Raw genomic sequence first — 17,602 nt, 5'->3', positions numbered from 1 at the left:
TTCGTCGGTGTCTCAGAGGCCGAGGGATTTGGCGATGATCACCTTCATGACCTCGCTGGTTCCGGCGTAGATCCTGGCCACTCGCGCGTCGGTGTACAACCGCGCGATCGGGTACTCGCTCATATAGCCGTAACCACCGAACAGCTGCAGACACCGATCGACCACGCGGCCTTGCACTTCGGTGGTGAACAGCTTCACGCGTGCCGCGTCGGGGCCGGACAGTTCACCATCGACCAGATCCAGCACGGCACGATCCACCATGGCCTGCGCCGCCTCGACCTCGGCCGACATCGCGGCGAGTTCGAACTTGGTGTTCTGGAAGGACGCGACCGGTTTCCCGAAGGCCTTGCGTTCCTTGACGTAGTCGATCGTGGCGGTGATCGCGGCCCGCGCCTGGGCGACCGAGCCGACCGCGACCGTCATCCGTTCCTGCGACAGATTGTTGCCGAGGTAGCCGAAGGCCTCGCCTTCGGCCCCGAGCCGATTCGCCACGGGAACCCGGACCGCGTCGAACGACAACTCGACCGTGTCCTGCACCTTGCAGCCCATCTTGTCCAGCACCCGCCCACGCTCGAAGCCGGGCATGCCGTCCTCGACCACCAGCAGGGTCAGACCCGCGCGCCGGTTCTCCGGATCGGTCGAGGTCCGCGCCACCACGATCACCAGATCGGCGAGCAGGCCGCCGGTGATGAACGTCTTCGCGCCGCTGAGCAGATAGTCGTCGCCGTCGCGCACCGCGTAGGTGCGCATCCCGGCCAGATCGGAGCCGGTGCCGGGTTCGGTCATCGCGATGGCGGTCAGCAACGAACCGCTCGCCAGCCCGGGGAACCAGCGTTCACGTTGCTGTTCGTCGGCGTAGGCCAGGAAATACGGGAGGATGACATCGAGCTGGGTGCGCACCGTGCTCAGCGTCACCAACGCGCGCGCCGCTTCCTCCTGCAGGACGGCGTTGTAGCGGTAGTCCCGCAGGCCCGCTCCCCCGTACTCCGGTGGGATGGCGACGCCGAGAATGCCGAGCGCACCGAGCTTTTCGAAGACCTCGCGCGGCATCTGCCCGGCCTTTTCCCACTCGGCGTAGTGGGGCGCGATCTCCTTGTCGATGAATTCCCTGGCCAGCCCGCGGAAGGCTTCGTGGTCCTCGGTGTAGATGTCTCGGCGCACCGATGTCTCCTTGTTGCTCAGGCGACCAGTTCGACGATGGCGGCGTTGGCGGTGCCGCCGCCCTCACACATCGTTTGCAGGCCGTAGCGAATTCCGTTGTCGCGCATGTGATGAACCATCCGGGTGAGCAGACCCGCCCCCGAACCACCGAGCGGATGACCGAGCGCGATGGCACCGCCGAGCGGGTTGAGCAGCTGTGCGTCGGCGCCGGTTTCGGCGAGCCAGGCCAGCGGCACCGACGCGAACGCCTCGTTCACCTCGAAGACACCGATCTCGGCGAGATCGAGACCGGCCTTGCGCAGGACCTTCTCGGTCGCCGGAATCGGACCGGTCAGCATGAGTACCGGGTCGGCGCCGGTCACCGCGCCCGCGCGGTAGCGCACCAGCGGCGTCAGCCCCAGTTCGCGGGCCCGCTCCGGTGTCGTCACCAGCACCGCGGCGGCACCGTCGGAGATCTGGGAGGAGTTGCCCGCGTGGATCACGCCGTCGGCTTGGAAGGCCGGCTTGAGTTTGGCCAGGGTCTGGGGTGTCGTCCCGCGGCGCACGCCTTCGTCGGCGGTCACCGTCCCCGCTTCGGTCTGGACGGGCACGAGCTGGGCGTCGAACGCGCCGCGGTCCTGGGCGGCCGCGGCCAGTTCGTGTGAGAGCGTGGCGAATTCGTCGAGCCGGTGGCGATCCAGACCCCATTTCTGGGCGATCATCTCCGCGGAGATGCCCTGGTTGAACGAGAAGTCCGGGTACCGCGCACGGGCTTTCGGCCCGTAGGGGGCCCCACCCTCCTTCGCCGCGCCGAGCGGGACCCGGCTCATCACCTCGACCCCACCCGCGACGACCACATCCTGCTGCCCCGACATCACCGCCTGCACGGCGAAATCCACCGCCTGCTGGCTCGAGCCGCAGGCCCGGTTCACCGTCGTGCCGGGAATACTCTCCGGCCATCCGGCGGCCAGCACCGCGTAGCGCCCGATATTGCTCGACTGGTCACCGACCTGGGAGACACAGCCCCAGATCACGTCGTCGATCACGGCCGGGTCGATCCCGGTGCGCTCGATCAGGGCGTTGAGGACCACCGCGGACAGGTCCGCCGGATGGGTTCCCGCCAGTCCGCCGTTGCGTTTGCCCCACGGCGTGCGCACCGCCTCGACCACTACTACCTCACGCATGGCGCTCTCCATTCGAACTAGTCATCGTTGTGTTCGGTCTGCCGGGCGATCGCCCAGCGGCCGGTGAACTCCGGTTCCCGGGCGGCCGCGAACGCCGCGAAGGCCTCCGGTGCGTCGGCGGTCGCGAAGTTCACCCCCTGCGCCCGGGCCTCATTGGCCAGCGCGTCGCGCAGGGTGCGGTCCGCGCCCTCGTTCAGCAGTGCCTTGGTCTGGGCCAGCGCCACCGGCGGTCCGGCGGCGAGCCGTTCGGCGAGCTCGACGACGAAGGCGTCGAGCTCGGGTTCGGCGACGACCCACGTCACCAGGTTCAGCGCGTGCGCCCGCTCGGCGTCGATCGTCTCGGCCAGCAGCGCCAGCCGCTTGGCCTGTTGCAGTCCCACGAGTTTGGGCAGCAACCAGGACCCGCCGAGATCGAGCGAGAGCCCGCGGCGGGTGAAGATCTGCGAGAACCGCGACTGCGGCGTCGCGACCACCAGATCGCAGCCCAGTGCCAGGTTCCAGCCCGCGCCCACCGCCACCCCGTGCACCTTGGCGATGGTGGGAATCGGCAACTCGTGCAGCAGCAGCGCGACATCGGTGAGCGCGCGCAACTTGTGCAGCGGATGGCTGGGGTCGGGTGTGGCGATATCCGCGCCGGAGCAGAAGGCCCCACCCGCGCCGGTGAGCACGAGCGCGCGGACGTCGCGATCGCGGCCTGCCGCGTCCAGCGCCTCCCGCAGCGCCGCCCACAGTTCCCGATTGATCGCGTTCTTGCGGTGCGGACGATGCAGGGTCAGCGTGCGCACGCCGTTGCGGTCTTCGGTCAGCAGGATCCGTTCATCGCGGATGTCTTTGTCCCCCAATGTCATCAGGGCACGGCCGTGGCGATGAGACGGTGCAGGCGCAGCAGGGCGATCTCGTCGTCGGTGAGACCGAACTCCGCGAGCACCGCGTTCGTGTGTTCGCCCAGCGCGGGCACCGCCCCCATCGGCGGGTCGAACCCGGCGATGATCGGCGGCGGGAGCAGCGCCGGGATCTGCCCGACCGGGGTATCGATCCGACGCCAGCGATCGCGCTCGGTCAGCTGGGGATGATCCAGCACTTCGCGCGGGGTGTTGTAGCGGGCGTTGCCGATGCCCGCGGTGTCGGCGGCCTGCTGGATGTGGGCCAGGTCGTGGCCGGCGCACCACGCGCCGATCTCGGCGTCGAGCACCTCGCGATGACGAACCCGGTCGGAATTGCTCCGGAATCGTGGGTCGTCGGCCAGATCCGCTCGTCCCAGCAACTCACGCGAGAGCCGTTGCCATTCCCCGTCATTGGTGGTGCCGAGCACAACGGTCTGCCCGTCACCGGTCGGGTACGCGCCGTAGGGCGCCACCGCGGGCGAACTCATGCCGAGCGGCTGCTGATCGATGCCGGAATGCCGGGTGTAGGTGAGCTGGTAGCCCATCACCTCGGCCATCGTGTCGAACAGGCTGACCGTGACCGCCGCCCCCTTCCGGGTGCGCCGGTCGCGCGCGGACAGCATGGCCAGGATCGAGATCGCCGCGTACAGACCGGAGCAGACATCGGCGACCGGTGGACCGGGCTTGGCGGGCGCGCCCGCCGCACCGGTCACCGCGCACACTCCCGATTCCGCCTGTGCCAGTAGGTCGTACGCGCGTTTGCCCGATAGCGGGCCGCCCGCGCCGAAGCCGTCGATCTCGACCGCGATCAGGTCGGGATGGCTGTGCTCGAGGTCGGCGGGGGTGATGCCGAGCCGCGCGGTCGCGCCGGGAGCGAGATTGGAGACGAGCACGTCGGCATGGTCGAGCAGCCGGTGCAGCACCTCCATTCCGGCCGGCGACTTCAGGTTCAGCGCCACCGATTCCTTGCCACGATTCACCCAGACGAAGTGCGCCGCGAGGCCGTCGACAACGTCGTCGTAGTACCGGGCGAAATCGCCACCGTCCGGGTTCTCGATCTTCAGCACCCGCGCACCGAGATCGGCCAGGGTGCGCGTGCACATCGGCGCGGACACCGCCTGCTCCAGCGCCACCACTGTGACGCCGGCCAACGGCGCGGGGTCCGCCGCCGCGTGTGCGGCCATCACATCACCATGCCGCCGTCGACCGGCAGCACCTGCCCGGTGACGAAGGAGGCCGCGTCGGAGGCGAGGAACACGAAGGCGCCCGCCACCTCGTCCGGTTCCGCCCAGCGGCGCAACGGGATTCGGTTCAGCATCTGCGCGGAGAACTTCTCGTTGGTGCGCAGGGTGCTGGTCATCGGTGTCGCCGCCAGCGGGGCGAGCGCGTTCACCAGGATCTGCTTGCGGGCCAGCTCGCGCGCCAGCGACTTCGTGACGCCGATGATGCCGGCCTTGGCCGCGGAGTAGTTCACCTGGCCGAGCGTGCCGACGATGCCCGCCGACGAGGTGACATTGATGATCCGGCCGGTGCCATCGGTCGCCAATTTCGCCAGCGCGGCCTGCGAGCACCGGAACGTGCCGAGCAGGTGGATGTCGAGCAACAGCGACACCGATTCCTCGCTGGTCTCGGCGAACATGGCCGGAGCGGTCACACCGGCGTTGTTCACCAGAATGTGCAGCACCCCGTCGGCCAGCTCGGCCGCCGCGGCGACGGCCGCGTCCGCGGACGCTCGGTCGCGCACGTCGAGCGCCGCGCTGCGGGCAGTGCCGCCCTCGGCCACGATCTTCTCCGCGACCACGGCCGCGGCGGCGCCGTCGACATCGGTGACCAGCACCGCGGCGCCCGCGGTGGCCAGTGCCCGCGCGACAGCGGCACCGATGCCGCCTGCCGCACCCGTGACCAGTGCCGATCGTCCGGTCAGATCGAACAGTGCTGTGTTGACGGTCATTTCAGTAGCTCCTCGGCATTCCCAGCGTGTGCGATCCCAGGTAGTTCAGGATCATTTCCTGACTGATCGGCGCGATCTTCATCACGCGCGCCTCGCGGAAGTAGCGGGCGACGTTGTACTCCTCGGCGTAACCCATCCCGCCGTGGGTTTGCAGCGCGCGATCGGCGGCGGTGAAACCTGCCTCCGCGCACAGATACTTGGCGGTGTTCGCCTCGCGACCGCACGGTTGGCCGTTGTCGTAGAGCCAGGTGGCCTTGCGCAGGACCAGCTCGGCGGCGTCGAGATGGGTCAGCGAGTCGGCGAGCGGGAACTGGATGGCCTGGTTCATCCCGATCGGCCTGCCGAAGACTTCGCGGTCACCGGCGTAGCGCACGGCCCGGTCCAGGGCGACCCGGCCGATGCCGAGTGCTTCGGCGGCGATCAGCATCCGCTCGGGGTTGAGCCCGTCCAGCAGGTACCGGAAACCCATGCCCTCTTCGCCGACCCGGTCCTCGACCGGAATCCGCAGGTCGTCGATGAACAGTTCGTTCGAGGTGACGGCGTTGCGACCCATTTTCGCGATCGGCCGGATGTCGACCTTGGTGCGGTCGAGATCGGTGAGGAACAGGGTCATGCCGTCGGTCTTCTTCTCGACGTCCTCGTACCGGGTGGTGCGGGTGAGCAGCAGGATCTTCTCCGACTCCATGGCCTTGGAGATCCACACCTTGCGCCCGTTGACCACGTAATGGTCGCCCTCGCGTCGGGCGAAGGTACTGATCCGGGTGGTGTCGAGGCCCGCGCCCGGTTCGGTGACCCCGAAACACACGTGCAGATCACCGTTGACTATGCGGGGCAGGGTCCGGCGCTTGAGTTCCTCGGATCCGTGCACCACCACCGGATGCATGCCGAAGATCGACAGGTGAATCGCGGTGGCCGCGTTCATCCCACCGCCGGAGCGGGCGACCTCCTCGAGCAATATCGACGCCTCGGTGATCCCCAGCCCGTGCCCGCCGTACTCCGGCGGAATCGTGATGCCGAGCCAGCCGCCCGCGGCGATGGTGTCGTAGAACGCTGCCGGGAACTCGTGGGCCTGATCGCGCTCCATCCAGTACTTGTCGTCGAACTTCTTCATCAGCTCGGCGACCGAGTCGCGGATCAGCTGCTGATCCTCGCTCAGCGCGAAACTCATCCCACCGGCCATGCGTACTTCCCCCATCAATCCGAGGCGGGCAGCGCTTTGGCCGCCTTCACCGTCATCGGCTCGCCGTCGCAGCTCAACGAGCCCGCGCCCGCCGCGATGCACAGCACCTCGACGTGCTCGGCCACATCCACATATCGCTTGCCGATCACCGTGCTCGGCGCACCACTCGCGGCGACCGTGGGGGCATTGACGGCAGGGATCATCGGGCTCGCGCCGCAGGTGATCACGGGCGTGCGGTTGGCCGGTACCCGGATCACCACCACTCGCGTACCGCAGACGGTGCTGGCGAGTTGATCACCGGGACGCAGTGGCACTGCGGTCATGGTGGATCTCCCTTCCTGAGGTTACGTCGCTCTCTCTCAATGAAAACTAGCTTCTCATTCAGCGAGAATCAATGACCCGTTGACTATCCGCCCAACCCGTGGAAATCTTACAGTTCAAATACGAGAACGTGATTCTCCGAATCGAGAGGAGGCAGTGATGCGCCTACCCCCGCTGCCGGCGGACCAATGGGACGAGCAGGTTCAGCGCGCCCTGTCCGGCCTGCTGCCCCGGGACCGGCAGAACCCGGCGGACGCCGGAAACGCACTGTCCACCCTGGTCCGCCATCCGGACCTGACGAAGGCCTACCTGAGCCTCGGTGTGCACCTGCTGTTCCGGTCGACACTGCCGGCGCGGGTACGCGAACTGGCGATCCTGCGCGTCGCCCATCGACGCGGCTGCGCCTACGAGTGGGCCCATCACGTGGAGATGGCCCACGAGTCCGGCGTGAGCGCCGCCGATATCGCGGCGGCGCAGGGCGGGCCCCCCACCGACGAGTTCGATCGCGTGATCTTCACCGCGACCGACGAACTCGACACCACAGCGAACCTGTCCGATTCGACCTGGGCCGCCCTCGGCGCGCACCTCGACGAGCGGCAGTGCATGGATCTGGTCTTCACGGTCGGCGGCTACGGCATGTTGGCCATGGCCTTCAACACCTTCGGCGTCGAAGTCGAACACACGGAAAGGTAATCCTTTGGCCCACTTCACCAAGCCGACAGCGGGTAGCTGGACGGAGCACTACCCCGAGCTCGGCACCGAGCCGGTGGACTACACCGACTCCATCGACCCCGACTTCTACGAGGACGAGCGCAACGCCATCTTCAAGAAGACCTGGCTCAATATCGGTCGCGTCGAACGACTTCCGAAGGTCGGCAGCTACTTCACCAGGGAACTGCCCTCGGTCGGCACCTCGCTCATCATCGCCAAGGGCAACGATCAGGTCGTGCGGGCGTTCCACAACATCTGCCGCCACCGCGGCAACAAGCTGGTCTGGGACGACTTCCCGAACGAGGAGACCTCGGGCACGTGCCGCCAGTTCACCTGCAAGTACCACGCCTGGCGCTACAGCCTCGAGGGTGAGGTGAACTTCGTCCAGCAGGAGAAGGAGTTCTTCGACCTCGACAAGCAGCTCTACGGCCTCAAGTCCGTGCGCTGCGAGGTGTGGGAGGGCTTCATCTTCGTCAACCTCGACGAGGACGCCCCGCCGCTCACCGAGTACCTGGGCACCCTCGTCGCCGGCGTCGAAGGCTACCCGTTCCACGAGTTCACCGAGGTCTACAGCTACCGCGCCGAGATCGGCAGCAACTGGAAGCTGTTCATCGACGCGTTCGCCGAGTTCTACCACGCGCCGATCCTGCACATGAAGCAGGCGGTCAAGGACGAGGCCGACAAGCTGGCGGGCACCGGTTACGAGGCGCTGCACTACGAGCTGCAGAGCCCGCACTCGATGATCTCCTCGTGGGGCGGCATGGCCCCGCCCAAGGACCCCAACATGGTCAAGCCGATCGAGCGCGTGCTGCGCAGCGGTCTGTTCGGACCGTGGGACAAGCCCGACATCGAGGGCCTGGACAAGCTGCCCGAGGGCATCAACCCCGCCCGCCACCGGGCCTGGGGCGTCGACGAGTTCGAGATCTTCCCGAACATGTCGCTGCTGTTCTGGGAGCCCGGCTGGTACCTCACCTACCACTACTGGCCGACCGCGGTGAACAAGCACATCTTCGAGGCGAACCTGTACTTCGTGCCGCCCAAGACCGCGCGCGAACGCCTGGGCCAGGAGCTGGCCGCGGTCACCTTCAAGGAGTACGCGCTGCAGGACGCGAACACCCTCGAAGCCACCCAGACGATGCTGGCCACCCGCATCGTGTCCGATTTCCCCCTCAACGACCAGGAGATCTTGCTGCGCCACCTGCACAAGGTCGCCAAGGACAAGGTTCAGGAGTACCGAGATGCCACTGCTGCCCGCTGAATTCGCTGATCTGGAGCAGTTCTCCGACTGGGTCCTGCCCACCGAGCCGCAGCGCTACACCAAGCGTCTCGCCTCGAGCATGCCCGACATGCAGGAGTTCTACGACAAGGCGTTCCCCCGGCTGGAGGACGCGATCACCTACTGCGACAAGTTCCCGCTCGACGACCTGCCCGAGGATGCCCGCGCGCTGCTGCATCTGATGCAGTCGCTGGTGAACGTGTCCTTCCCCGTCGAGGTCTGGAAGCAGGCGCGGGTGCCCGACTCCGGCGCCGCCATGGTCCACCTCATCCGGGAGCCGGTGGTCTGATCATGCTGACGCTGTTGGCCGCCGGGTACCTCGACATCGACACCGGCGAGATCGTCCGACCAGGAGTCATCCGGATCGAGGGTGATCGGATCGTCGGCCTCGGCGGCGAACCCGAGGGCGAGATCATCGACCTCGGCGACGCCGTCCTGCTGCCCGGCCTGATGGACATGGAGGTCAACCTCCTGATGGGCGGGCGCGGCGAGACCGGGCTGGCCTCCAGCGTTCAGGATGATCCCCCGCTGCGAATGCTGCGTGCGGTGGGCAATGCCCGCCGCACGCTGCGGGCCGGTTTCACGACCGTGCGCAACCTCGGTCTGTTCGTCAAGACCGGCGGGTATCTGCTCGACGTCGCGCTCGGCAAGGCCATCGACGCAGGCTGGGTCGACGGTCCGCGCATCGTGCCCGCCGGGCACGCGATCACCCCGACCGGCGGACATCTCGATCCGACGATGTTCGCCGCGTTCGCCCCGCACGTGCTGGAACTCAGCATCGAGGAGGGCATCGCCAACGGTGTCGATGAGGTGCGCAAGGCGGTCCGGTACCAGATCAAGCACGGCGCGCAGCTGATCAAGGTCTGTGTCTCCGGCGGCGTCATGTCGCTCACCGGAGCGCCTGGGGCGCAACACTATTCGTCCGAGGAACTGCGGGCGATCGTCGACGAGGCGCACCGGCGCGGGTTGCGGGTCGCCTCCCACACCCACGGCGCCGACGCGGTGCGCGCCGCGGTCGAGGCGGGGATCGACTGCATCGAACACGGCTTCCTGATCGACGACGACGCCATCGCCCTGATGGTCGAGAAGGGCACCTACCTGGTGCCGACCACCCGCCTGGCCGACGCCATGGACGTGTCGAAAGCACCGCCGGAGCTCCAGGCCAAGGCGGCACAGATGTTCCCGCGCGCCCGCACCTCGGTGCTGGCCGCCTACAAGGCCGGGGTGAAGATCGCGGTGGGCACCGACGCCCCCGCGATCCCGCACGGCCGCAACGCCGACGAGCTGGTCGCGCTCGTCGACCGCGGCATGAGCCCGTTGGCCGTGCTGCGCGCCGCGACCACCACGGCCGCCGAACTGATCGATGTCACCGACCGGGGCCGGCTGGCCGAGGGTCTGCTCGCCGACATCATCGCGGTTCCCGGCGACCCACTCACCGACATCACCGTCACCCAGCGGGTGCGGTTCGTGATGAAAGGCGGAAAAGTCTTTGTCCAGAATTGACGACGTGATCGAGCTGGAACAGCTGCTCGCGCGGTACGCGGTCACCATCACCAAGGGCGACATCGAGGGCCTGATCGCGGTGTTCACCCCCGACGGCAACTACAGCGCTTTCGGCGACACCTACCCGCTCGACGAGTTCCCCGATCTCGTCGCCGCGGCGCCGAAGGGGTTGTTCCTCACCGGCACACCGGCATTGGAGATCGACGGCGACACCGCCAGCGGCACCCAGCCGCTGTGCTTCATCGAGCAGTCGACCCACGACATGCGGATCGGCTACTACAGCGACACCTACGCGCGCACCGACGCGGGCTGGCGGCTGCGCACCAGGGCCATGACGTTCATCCGTCGCAACGGCGACCACGATTCCGGCCGTCCGCACGCCTTCGAACGACCGAGTGCGTGAACCGCGCCGACTTCCGGACCGGTCTGCGGTCCTGGCTCGACGCGAACGACCTGTCCGCGGGGCCCGACCATTCGCTCGACGCACAGGTCGAGCAACTGGCCAGGGTCCGGCGCGCGCTCTTCGACGCGGACTGGATGCGGTACGGCTGGCCCGCCGAGGTGGGAGGTCTCGGCGGACCGGCGGTGCTGCGGGCGATCCTCGGCGAGGAGGTCGCGACCCGCGACCTCGCCGAGCCCGGCATCTACTCCATGATCGAGGTGCTCGCGCCCACGATGATCTCCTACGCCGGCCCGCAGCTGGCAGCGGAAATGGTGCCGCGACTGCTCAGCGGCCGGGAACAGTGGTGCCAGGGGTTCTCCGAGCCCGGCTCGGGCAGCGATCTCGCGTCCCTGAGCACCAAGGCCGAGCAGCGCGGTGATCACTGGGTGATCACCGGCCAGAAGGTGTGGACCAGTCTCGCCCAGTACGCGGCGCGCTGTGTCCTGTTGACCCGCACCGGAATCGGCCACGACGGGATCACCGCGTTCTTCGTCGACATGGACTCCCCCGGCATCACCGTGCGGCCGTTGCGCACGATGCACGGCATCGACGAATTCGCCGAGGTGTACTTCGACGAGGTCGTCGTGCCCGCCGACCGCATGCTCGGCCGACCGGGCGACGGCTGGCGGATCGCGATGGATCTGCTCCCACACGAGCGCTCCACCTGCTTCTGGCACCGGATCGCCTATCTCTACACGCGATTCGACCAGCTGCTCGAGCAGACCGCGCACGACGACCGGGCCGGCCACGACGACGCCGAACTCGGCGCCGTCCACCTGGCCCTGCACACCATCCGCTGCCGCTCGCTGGCGACGCAGGAACGTCTGGCGGCCGGCGGCAAGCTGGGCCCGGAGACCTCCGTCGACAAGGTGCTGCTCGCCACGGCCGAACAGCACCTGTTCGACACCGTCCGCGATCTGCTGCCCGGCGTCATCGAGCTCGCCGATTCACCATGGCGCGCGGAATACCTGTACTCACGCGCCGCGACGATCTACGGCGGCACCGCCGAGATCCAACGCAACATCATCGCGCGTCGACTGCTCGACCTGGGGAAAGAGTGAACCGTGGATGCTGCCGAACTCGATCTGCTGGCCCAGACGCTGCGCAAGACCATGCGCGACGTCTCCGGCGCGCAGCTGCACACAGCGCTCGTCGATCTGGGCTGGCAGGAGATGCTGACCGACGCGCCTGATGCCACTGTCCCCCTGGTGTTCCGGTTGCTCGGCGAGACCGGCGCGCACGCGCCGCTGCTCAACGACGTCGTCCGGGCGGCGGGCGGACTGTCCGCCGACGACCCGGTCGCGCTGCCCTGGTCCGGGGGGACCTGGGTGCGCTGGGACCACGCCGACGACGCGTCCGGCCCCGACCGATCCCCGACCCTGGACGCCGATCTGCCGATCCGCGCGGTCCCGGCGGGGACGCCGATCCCACTGGCGCAGGGCCGACGGGCGCTGGGCTGGTGGCTCACCGGCGCGAGCCGGGCCATGCTGGCGCTGGCCCGCACCCACGCCGTCGATCGCGTGCAGTTCGGGCGGCCGGTGGCCTCGTTCCAGGCGATCCGGCACCGCCTCGCCGAGACCTTCGTCGCGATCGAGGGCGCCGAGGCCACGCTTGCGGCGGCCACCGACGATCTGGGGTCGCTGCTGGCCAAGGCCGCCGCGGGGCGGGCCGCCCTGATCACCGCGCGGCACTGTCAGCAGACGCTGGGCGGCATCGGCTTCACCGCCGAACACGATCTGCACCGCCACATCCGCCGGGTCCTGGTCCTGGACGGACTGCTCGGCAGTTCCCGCGAACTGGTCCGCGAGGCGGGGGCCATCGCACGCGCCTCGGGCACGGCCGCGCGGCTGGTGCAGCTATGAGCGAGCGCGCGGAACCCGCCTGGAAACAACGCGCGGTGGAACGGTCGATCAAGTCCACCCGGTTGCGGGCCGAACAGCGGGTGCAGCGTTTCCTCGAAGCGGCCCAGTCGATCATCTCCGAGAACGGCAGCACCGATTTCACCGTGCAGGAGGTGGTGGAGCGGTCACGCCAGTCGCTGCGCAGCTTCTATCTGCAATTCGACGGCAAGCACGAACTGCTGCTCGCCCTGTTCGAGGACGCGCTGCTGCGCACGGCCGAGCAGATCCGCCTCGCGGCGGCCGAGGAGGACGATCCGCTGACCCGGCTCGGGATCGCGGTACAGCTGCTGTTCTCGCTGTGCCGGTCCGATCCCCGGGATCGCCACCCGCTGTTCACCGACTTCGCGCCGCGCCTGCTGGTCACTCATCCCGCCCATGTGAAGGTCGCGCACGCACCACTACTCGCGCTCTTCGTCGACCTCGTGACCGACGCCGCGTCGGCGGGCACGCTACGCCCCGGCCTCAATCCCCGCCGGGTGGCCGCCATGACGATGCAGACCGTGATGTTCACCGCCCAGTCCAGCGGCGGCCAGAACGACATGTCGGCGCGCCCGATCACCGCCGAGGAAGTCTGGGAGTTCTGCGCCGCGGGCGTCACCGGCACCATGAGAACATAATTCTCTTTCAGGTAGAATAGGAAATTTCGACTATGACCGATCTCTGGAACAGCCTGCTCGCCAGCCTGGATCTGGGTGTGTCGCCGCCCGACGACAGCGCCACCGACCTCGGCCCTGCCACGACCGTGTTCGAAGGACCCCACCTGCCGCTGAACTATCGCAGGCTCTTCGGCGGCCAGATCCTGGGGCAGTTCGTCCGCGCCGCCGAACTCGCCTGCCCGGACAAATCGGTCAAGTCGATCCACACCCTCTTCGCCAAGGAAGGCGGCTACGACGCGCCGCTGCGCTTCGAGGTGACCCGCCAGCACGAAGGCCGCTCGTTCGCCACCCTCGCGATCGTCGCCAGGCAGTCCGGACGGGTCATCGCCACCGCCGCCGTATCCATGCACGTCGACGAGGACGGCCCGCAAATCCAGCACATCGAGGACGTCCCCGCGCTGCTCGATCCGGAATACCACGTCACCTTCGACCTCCTCCCCTGGGAGACAAGAGCTTTCGACGATCTCAACGCCACCGCCGCCGCCCTGCCCGAGTACGAGTTCTGGATGCGCACGCCCGCCGTCGACGCCGGCCTGTCCGCCGCGCTGGCCGCCTACGCCACCGACCTGAACCTCATCGGAACCGCCCTGCGCCCACTCGAGGGCATCAGCCAGCGCGGCAACGGCACCGCGTTCAACTCCGCCGTCACCGCCCACACCCTGTGGTTCCACCGCCCGTTCCGCACCGACGACTGGCTACTGCTGCGCCAGCACAGCCCGGTCCTGGCACACGGCCGCTCCTTCGGCCGAGGCGACGTCCTCACCGTCGCAGGCGAACTCGTCGCCTCCTTCGCCCAGGAAGCCCTCGTCCGCTTCGGCGCCGAAGCGGCCGAAGCGATCTCGGCCCAGCCCGCCGCACAGCGCGGGTAGTCGAGAACACGCCAGATCACAGCAACAGCCGCTGTCACCGCTGCATGGTTTCGCGTATCTCCTCTGCGAGGACTCGATTGCCGGCCGCGATGAACTTTCGGCGCGTACCCATCGTCTGGTTGATCTCCGCTGTGCTGTTGAGGCCGCAGTCCAGCGGGATCGGATCACCATCGAGATCGATCGTCACGCCCCCGGCTGCGTGCAAAATATAATGTCCGGGCGACAGATCCCAGACGGCAAATCCCTTGGCGAATTCCACCGTCGCATCAGTGAACCCGGCAGCGACGTGGCACAAACTGACAGAGCCGAAATCAACCCCGATTCGCCCTCTTCTCTTGCCGTCCGCCGATGCCGCGCTCAGTGCATCGAAGAATTGTTGCTGCTTTGCCAGAGGGCGGAATCGTTCCTCTGGACGCATCAGGTAGTTCGTGACCAGCGCTTGGGGAAGCCGGGCGCGCGAAGGCTGGTTCAGTGCATGGCGGTCGCCGCTTGCAGTAACCATGAACGCACGATCGGCGCCATCCGGTTCTCGCATGGCCACGTATAGCTGAACATGATGAAAAATGTCGCCGACTACCGCAATGACGGGCCGTTTCAGAGATCGCGAGTAGACCATGATATGGGTGTAACCATGCAGGGATCGAACGGCCAATTCGCTGGTATCCAGCGGATCGACGAGGATGCACAAGTCTGGTTCCGGGTCGCTTCCAACAACTTGCGGATCAGCCTCTTCTGATGCGTATATGAACGACGGTAAGTACACGGAGAGAAGTTCCTTGTAGCGTCCGTGCATCCACAAGTCGTACTCCGACAGGAAATTGTCCTCGTGACGGATATTCTCAGTCTCCGATCGGTGCCCGGTCAGCGCGGCTTCTACCAGGCGGGGCCGTATCTCGGCCATCATGGCTGGCACCATGTCAGTGATGTATTGCGCCAACTCGGTCGTGTTCTGGTCGCTCATGCGAAGGTCACCTTTGCTCGAATCTAGCGCAACTCCAATGGAGGTTCAATTCCGGGAGGGCTCATTGTTGCGGCGATGAAAATTGCTTCAAATTCTGCTGCGCGCATGATCTTGGCGCCGGTTAGGTCGTCGAAGCTGTCGACGTCCAATTGTCGGTCTTTGGTCATTGCGCCGAAGACGGCGAAGTACAGCTCAGCCTTGGGGTAGCGGCTGCGTAGTTGCCGGGCGAGATATCCGATTACGTCAGCGTGCTTGACTTCGAAGTCGCAGATAAGAATCGTAGGAGATTCTTTGACTTCAGGGTAGAAGGATGCACTATCCAGGTCTATGCCGTCACGCATTTTATTGCACCGCAAGTAGCCTATTCGACATCGGGAAAAACGAGATGAAGCCAGGAATGTTGCCATAACCAAGCCGGCTTCATTGACTCCGAAGCAGATATCCATGTCCAGGCGTTTGCCCAGGTTCTTGATCTGTTGCGATAAACGTTCCACCCCATAACCGAAGGTCTCCCACGTGAGATCAATCAATCTTCCGGGCTGAGGATTGGGTAGGGTGAACACGTCTACGTCGGGGTTCCCGTATTCGACAGTTGGAACCGTCAATATGAACTGCGGGCCGACTTGATCTCTTCGAATGTGTAGGTCGGGGGACTGACTCCGTATCGCGCCATGCTCGAGCGCCGATGTTGGTCCACCGGGCGGAGTCCTTTCCTCTGTATAGCTTTTCAGCGCTAGCTGATCTTCGATAGGCAGCCGCTCGTAAGCTTCGGCTATGAGCTCTGTTGGACTGACGCTCTCCTCCGAGACTCCCAGCGGCCCCCGTCCGTATGCTGCGCACAAGATGAGCAAACCTGACATCGGAGGTGGGGAACCTTGCCCCCTGCGGCGCGCCCACGACTCCCAGGCGTTGACCGATGTGCCGCCAAGGCTGGTCTGGTTTCCGGTCACATCGTTGTATCGCGCTGCCGCCTGATCTTGGGATAGGCCCGCCGCGTATCGGTACGCCTGCAAACTCGGCACGTCCGGGTACCGGGCCATCAGCTCAGCCGCCGCACCCTTTACCGATCCCAACTCGGTCCACAGTTTCTTGCCCTGCGCGGCCAGCTCCCGGCCGCGCGCCTGCGGACTCATCTGATGACTCGTGCGTGCATTCGTGCCCGGTGACCTTGACGACGTTCCCATGACCGACAGCCCTTCACCCCATGAGCAGTAGTTGCCAGGAAGGTTACCCATCACAATGGGCAACTTCTGCATTTCACGTCATCTGAGCAGGTCAAGCTACCCAAAAACCTGTTGGAGCTCGTACCGCTCAGCAGGTGTGAGGGCCCCCGCCGACTGGGAGGGTGATTAGCAGCAGCCACCCGCCCCCACAGGAGTTAGCAGCCATGACGGTCCTCACCCACTCATCAGCGCCCGACAAGCGACGTGTTGCCGACCGCTCAACCGACACGACTACCAAGAGCCTGACAGTTGTTGAGCAACAGGTGCTCGATGTCCTTGCCCCGGGCGGTCTGCTCACCGCCGACACAATCGCTCGCAACCTGAACATGTCGCCGTGGCGCGTGGCGCGTGCCTTGAACTCGTTGCGCCGCAACGGTGACGCCTTCCGGAACCAGCACGCCCAATGGCGGGTAACCGTCGGGCAGCCTCTCCCGGAACGGCAGAGCTCGCGATGAGAAGACTCACCCCCGCCGTGCCCCAGCAGTCTCTGCCTGAACTGCGCCGAGCGCTCGAAGCGATGTGTGAGGCCGGCTGGCTCACAAGCGCGCCCGCCACACCCACGGACGAAGTCAGCGGGCCACGCGCCCCTGCTCCTGGACTGCCCGAGGTGTCACGATGACCCAGACCAGCCAACCTGCCTCGACCTTCACCGAAACCCCGCTGTCGCGCTGTGAGTTCTACAAGAGCGTGTGTTGCCTTCCGGCCGTGGTCGACCCACGCACAGGACGGATTGCCATGGGGGCCGGGTTGATCGGAGCGGTGATGATGCCGACCGCTTTGGCCCGTTGCGTCAAAACCAGCCTCGACGTTCGCGGGGTTGCCCCGTTGTCGATTATCGGTCACCCACGTGCCGACATGTGGACCTTCTTGGTCAGAGCCGATATTCGACCGATCGGTGACCCCGACTAAGTGACGCGGCTATGGGAGGCGCGGGTGGTGGTGATCCGCGACGGCGAGATCGCGTTGCCATCCCCGATGCCGGACCCGCTGATGGTCCGCACGTGGGTGTCTCCAGCTACCAGCGTGTTCCGACCGTCGGGTGCGGTCGTAATCGAATGCGCGCAATCGATCCTGAGGCGGACTCCGCGATGAACATCGGCGGCCGATCACCGTGCCCTGACGAGCCCGACATCCATCTCGCGATCCAATTCCCCAGTGTGCGAATGGAATTCGCGGCATGCCTGACCGCTGCACTGGTGTTCGTCTGTGATGTGGCCGCCCACCGTCCCGGCACCGTCGCCGTCTATCCCAGCCATTGCACCGGATTGCCTCGCCTGCCCAACGAGCGGCTGTACCTACAGCCCTGACCGCCCGACCGATCCCGTATGCCCGACCACCCGAAAGCCTCGGCGCGCCCGTGTAAGACGGAGAACCATCTCGCCCCATTTCGGTAGCGCGAA

21 protein-coding genes are annotated in these 17,602 nt (G+C 66.7%); 12 read left to right on the top strand and 9 right to left on the bottom strand.

Annotated elements, in window-relative coordinates; all coding sequences use genetic code 11:
- Positions 1 to 12 precede the first annotated feature (12 nt).
- From ACFVVI_RS08865 to ACFVVI_RS08835, 7 genes are read right to left on the bottom strand one after another with little or no spacing between them, the layout of a single operon-like run.
- Positions 13 to 1,161 (bottom strand): acyl-CoA dehydrogenase family protein, encoded by a 1,149-nt coding sequence (locus ACFVVI_RS08865; RefSeq protein ID WP_378990247.1) that lies wholly within the window; start codon positions 1,159 to 1,161, stop codon positions 13 to 15.
- A gap of 17 nt (positions 1,162 to 1,178) precedes the next feature.
- Entirely contained in the window at positions 1,179 to 2,324 is a 1,146-nt protein-coding gene (locus ACFVVI_RS08860) for a thiolase family protein (protein ID WP_387444611.1), read from the bottom strand.
- A gap of 17 nt (positions 2,325 to 2,341) precedes the next feature.
- Positions 2,342 to 3,172 carry an enoyl-CoA hydratase/isomerase family protein gene (locus ACFVVI_RS08855; RefSeq protein ID WP_067444801.1) on the bottom strand — a complete coding sequence of 277 codons (831 nt, stop codon included), beginning with the start codon at positions 3,170 to 3,172 and terminating at the stop codon, positions 2,342 to 2,344.
- Positions 3,172 to 4,392 (bottom strand): CaiB/BaiF CoA transferase family protein, encoded by a 1,221-nt coding sequence (locus tag ACFVVI_RS08850; protein ID WP_387444609.1) that lies wholly within the window; start codon positions 4,390 to 4,392, stop codon positions 3,172 to 3,174. Before ACFVVI_RS08850 ends, ACFVVI_RS08855 begins: the two co-directional genes overlap by 1 nt.
- Entirely contained in the window at positions 4,392 to 5,159 is a 768-nt protein-coding gene (locus ACFVVI_RS08845) for an SDR family NAD(P)-dependent oxidoreductase (RefSeq protein ID WP_067444796.1), read from the bottom strand. The genes ACFVVI_RS08850 and ACFVVI_RS08845 overlap by 1 nt, the downstream gene beginning before the upstream one ends.
- 1 nt (position 5,160) lies before the next feature.
- Positions 5,161 to 6,339, bottom strand: coding sequence for an acyl-CoA dehydrogenase family protein (locus ACFVVI_RS08840; RefSeq protein ID WP_387444607.1), 1,179 nt, complete (start codon positions 6,337 to 6,339; stop codon positions 5,161 to 5,163).
- 14 nt (positions 6,340 to 6,353) lie between these two features.
- Positions 6,354 to 6,662 (bottom strand): hypothetical protein, encoded by a 309-nt coding sequence (locus ACFVVI_RS08835; RefSeq protein WP_378990252.1) that lies wholly within the window; start codon positions 6,660 to 6,662, stop codon positions 6,354 to 6,356.
- A 157-nt stretch (positions 6,663 to 6,819) separates the two neighbouring features.
- Here ACFVVI_RS08835 and ACFVVI_RS08830 point away from each other — a divergent pair, with 157 nt between their 5' ends.
- The 9 genes from ACFVVI_RS08830 to ACFVVI_RS08790 are packed head-to-tail and all read left to right on the top strand — an operon-like array spanning position 6,820 to position 14,018.
- The gene (locus ACFVVI_RS08830) at positions 6,820 to 7,353 is read left to right on the top strand and encodes a carboxymuconolactone decarboxylase family protein (protein ID WP_067444787.1); all 534 of its coding nucleotides are present in this window, start codon (positions 6,820 to 6,822) and stop codon (positions 7,351 to 7,353) included.
- A 4-nt stretch (positions 7,354 to 7,357) separates the two neighbouring features.
- Positions 7,358 to 8,629 carry an aromatic ring-hydroxylating dioxygenase subunit alpha gene (locus ACFVVI_RS08825; RefSeq protein ID WP_378990253.1) on the top strand — a complete coding sequence of 424 codons (1,272 nt, stop codon included), beginning with the start codon at positions 7,358 to 7,360 and terminating at the stop codon, positions 8,627 to 8,629.
- Positions 8,610 to 8,936, top strand: coding sequence for a hypothetical protein (locus tag ACFVVI_RS08820; protein ID WP_387444603.1), 327 nt, complete (start codon positions 8,610 to 8,612; stop codon positions 8,934 to 8,936). Before ACFVVI_RS08825 ends, ACFVVI_RS08820 begins: the two co-directional genes overlap by 20 nt.
- Before the next feature lie 2 nt (positions 8,937 to 8,938).
- Complete coding sequence (locus ACFVVI_RS08815; RefSeq protein ID WP_067444766.1) at positions 8,939 to 10,150, top strand: amidohydrolase family protein; 1,212 nt, start codon at positions 8,939 to 8,941, stop codon at positions 10,148 to 10,150.
- Positions 10,146 to 10,553 (top strand): nuclear transport factor 2 family protein, encoded by a 408-nt coding sequence (locus tag ACFVVI_RS08810; protein WP_378990423.1) that lies wholly within the window; start codon positions 10,146 to 10,148, stop codon positions 10,551 to 10,553. The genes ACFVVI_RS08815 and ACFVVI_RS08810 overlap by 5 nt, the downstream gene beginning before the upstream one ends.
- Positions 10,550 to 11,653, top strand: a complete 1,104-nt coding sequence (locus tag ACFVVI_RS08805; protein WP_378990255.1) for an acyl-CoA dehydrogenase family protein — start codon at positions 10,550 to 10,552, stop codon at positions 11,651 to 11,653. Before ACFVVI_RS08810 ends, ACFVVI_RS08805 begins: the two co-directional genes overlap by 4 nt.
- A gap of 51 nt (positions 11,654 to 11,704) precedes the next feature.
- A complete protein-coding gene (locus tag ACFVVI_RS08800) occupies positions 11,705 to 12,454 on the top strand; it encodes an acyl-CoA dehydrogenase family protein (RefSeq protein ID WP_379315312.1) in 750 nt (249 codons plus the stop codon).
- Entirely contained in the window at positions 12,451 to 13,110 is a 660-nt protein-coding gene (locus tag ACFVVI_RS08795) for a TetR/AcrR family transcriptional regulator (RefSeq protein WP_387444601.1), read from the top strand. The genes ACFVVI_RS08800 and ACFVVI_RS08795 overlap by 4 nt, the downstream gene beginning before the upstream one ends.
- Before the next feature lie 32 nt (positions 13,111 to 13,142).
- Positions 13,143 to 14,018 (top strand): acyl-CoA thioesterase, encoded by an 876-nt coding sequence (locus tag ACFVVI_RS08790; RefSeq protein WP_387444599.1) that lies wholly within the window; start codon positions 13,143 to 13,145, stop codon positions 14,016 to 14,018.
- Positions 14,019 to 14,052: 34 nt separating this feature from the next.
- Here the strand turns inward: ACFVVI_RS08790 and ACFVVI_RS08785 are convergent, their stop codons facing one another.
- Both ACFVVI_RS08785 and ACFVVI_RS08780 read right to left on the bottom strand, forming a co-directional pair.
- Positions 14,053 to 14,979: an inositol monophosphatase family protein gene (locus tag ACFVVI_RS08785; RefSeq protein ID WP_387444597.1), complete on the bottom strand. Its 927-nt coding sequence runs from the start codon at positions 14,977 to 14,979 to the stop codon at positions 14,053 to 14,055.
- A gap of 23 nt (positions 14,980 to 15,002) precedes the next feature.
- Entirely contained in the window at positions 15,003 to 16,235 is a 1,233-nt protein-coding gene (locus ACFVVI_RS08780; protein WP_387444594.1) for a hypothetical protein, read from the bottom strand.
- 131 nt (positions 16,236 to 16,366) lie between these two features.
- On the opposite strand from ACFVVI_RS08780, the gene ACFVVI_RS08775 reads away from it, so the two are divergent.
- The 3 genes from ACFVVI_RS08775 (at position 16,367) to ACFVVI_RS08765 (ending at position 17,509) form a co-directional block, all read left to right on the top strand.
- Entirely contained in the window at positions 16,367 to 16,657 is a 291-nt protein-coding gene (locus ACFVVI_RS08775; protein WP_378990260.1) for a hypothetical protein, read from the top strand.
- Between the two features lie 160 nt (positions 16,658 to 16,817).
- Positions 16,818 to 17,111 (top strand): hypothetical protein, encoded by a 294-nt coding sequence (locus ACFVVI_RS08770; protein WP_387444590.1) that lies wholly within the window; start codon positions 16,818 to 16,820, stop codon positions 17,109 to 17,111.
- A 146-nt stretch (positions 17,112 to 17,257) separates the two neighbouring features.
- Positions 17,258 to 17,509, top strand: a complete 252-nt coding sequence (locus tag ACFVVI_RS08765) for a hypothetical protein (RefSeq protein ID WP_387444588.1) — start codon at positions 17,258 to 17,260, stop codon at positions 17,507 to 17,509.
- Positions 17,510 to 17,602 lie beyond the last annotated feature (93 nt).

The organism is Nocardia sp. NPDC058114 (assembly GCF_042884695.1).
Lineage (GTDB): Bacteria > Actinomycetota > Actinomycetes > Mycobacteriales > Mycobacteriaceae > Nocardia.
Note: the sequence above shows the minus strand (reverse complement) of the source record. Positions and strands in the feature narration are given on the sequence as shown.

Coding starts and splice junctions, on each gene's coding strand:
- ACFVVI_RS08860 (WP_387444611.1), bottom strand. CDS start 2,324: ATGCGTGAGGTAGTAGTGGTCGAGGCGGTGCGCACGCCGTGGGGCAAA.
- ACFVVI_RS08855 (WP_067444801.1), bottom strand. CDS start 3,172: ATGACATTGGGGGACAAAGACATCCGCGATGAACGGATCCTGCTGACC.
- ACFVVI_RS08850 (WP_387444609.1), bottom strand. CDS start 4,392: ATGGCCGCACACGCGGCGGCGGACCCCGCGCCGTTGGCCGGCGTCACA.
- ACFVVI_RS08845 (WP_067444796.1), bottom strand. CDS start 5,159: ATGACCGTCAACACAGCACTGTTCGATCTGACCGGACGATCGGCACTG.
- ACFVVI_RS08840 (WP_387444607.1), bottom strand. CDS start 6,339: ATGGCCGGTGGGATGAGTTTCGCGCTGAGCGAGGATCAGCAGCTGATC.
- ACFVVI_RS08835 (WP_378990252.1), bottom strand. CDS start 6,662: ATGACCGCAGTGCCACTGCGTCCCGGTGATCAACTCGCCAGCACCGTC.
- ACFVVI_RS08830 (WP_067444787.1), top strand. CDS start 6,820: ATGCGCCTACCCCCGCTGCCGGCGGACCAATGGGACGAGCAGGTTCAG.
- ACFVVI_RS08820 (WP_387444603.1), top strand. CDS start 8,610: ATGCCACTGCTGCCCGCTGAATTCGCTGATCTGGAGCAGTTCTCCGAC.
- ACFVVI_RS08815 (WP_067444766.1), top strand. CDS start 8,939: ATGCTGACGCTGTTGGCCGCCGGGTACCTCGACATCGACACCGGCGAG.
- ACFVVI_RS08800 (WP_379315312.1), top strand. CDS start 11,705: ATGCGCGACGTCTCCGGCGCGCAGCTGCACACAGCGCTCGTCGATCTG.
- ACFVVI_RS08795 (WP_387444601.1), top strand. CDS start 12,451: ATGAGCGAGCGCGCGGAACCCGCCTGGAAACAACGCGCGGTGGAACGG.
- ACFVVI_RS08790 (WP_387444599.1), top strand. CDS start 13,143: ATGACCGATCTCTGGAACAGCCTGCTCGCCAGCCTGGATCTGGGTGTG.
- ACFVVI_RS08785 (WP_387444597.1), bottom strand. CDS start 14,979: ATGAGCGACCAGAACACGACCGAGTTGGCGCAATACATCACTGACATG.
- ACFVVI_RS08780 (WP_387444594.1), bottom strand. CDS start 16,235: ATGCAGAAGTTGCCCATTGTGATGGGTAACCTTCCTGGCAACTACTGC.
- ACFVVI_RS08775 (WP_378990260.1), top strand. CDS start 16,367: ATGACGGTCCTCACCCACTCATCAGCGCCCGACAAGCGACGTGTTGCC.
- ACFVVI_RS08770 (WP_387444590.1), top strand. CDS start 16,818: ATGACCCAGACCAGCCAACCTGCCTCGACCTTCACCGAAACCCCGCTG.
- ACFVVI_RS08765 (WP_387444588.1), top strand. CDS start 17,258: ATGCGCGCAATCGATCCTGAGGCGGACTCCGCGATGAACATCGGCGGC.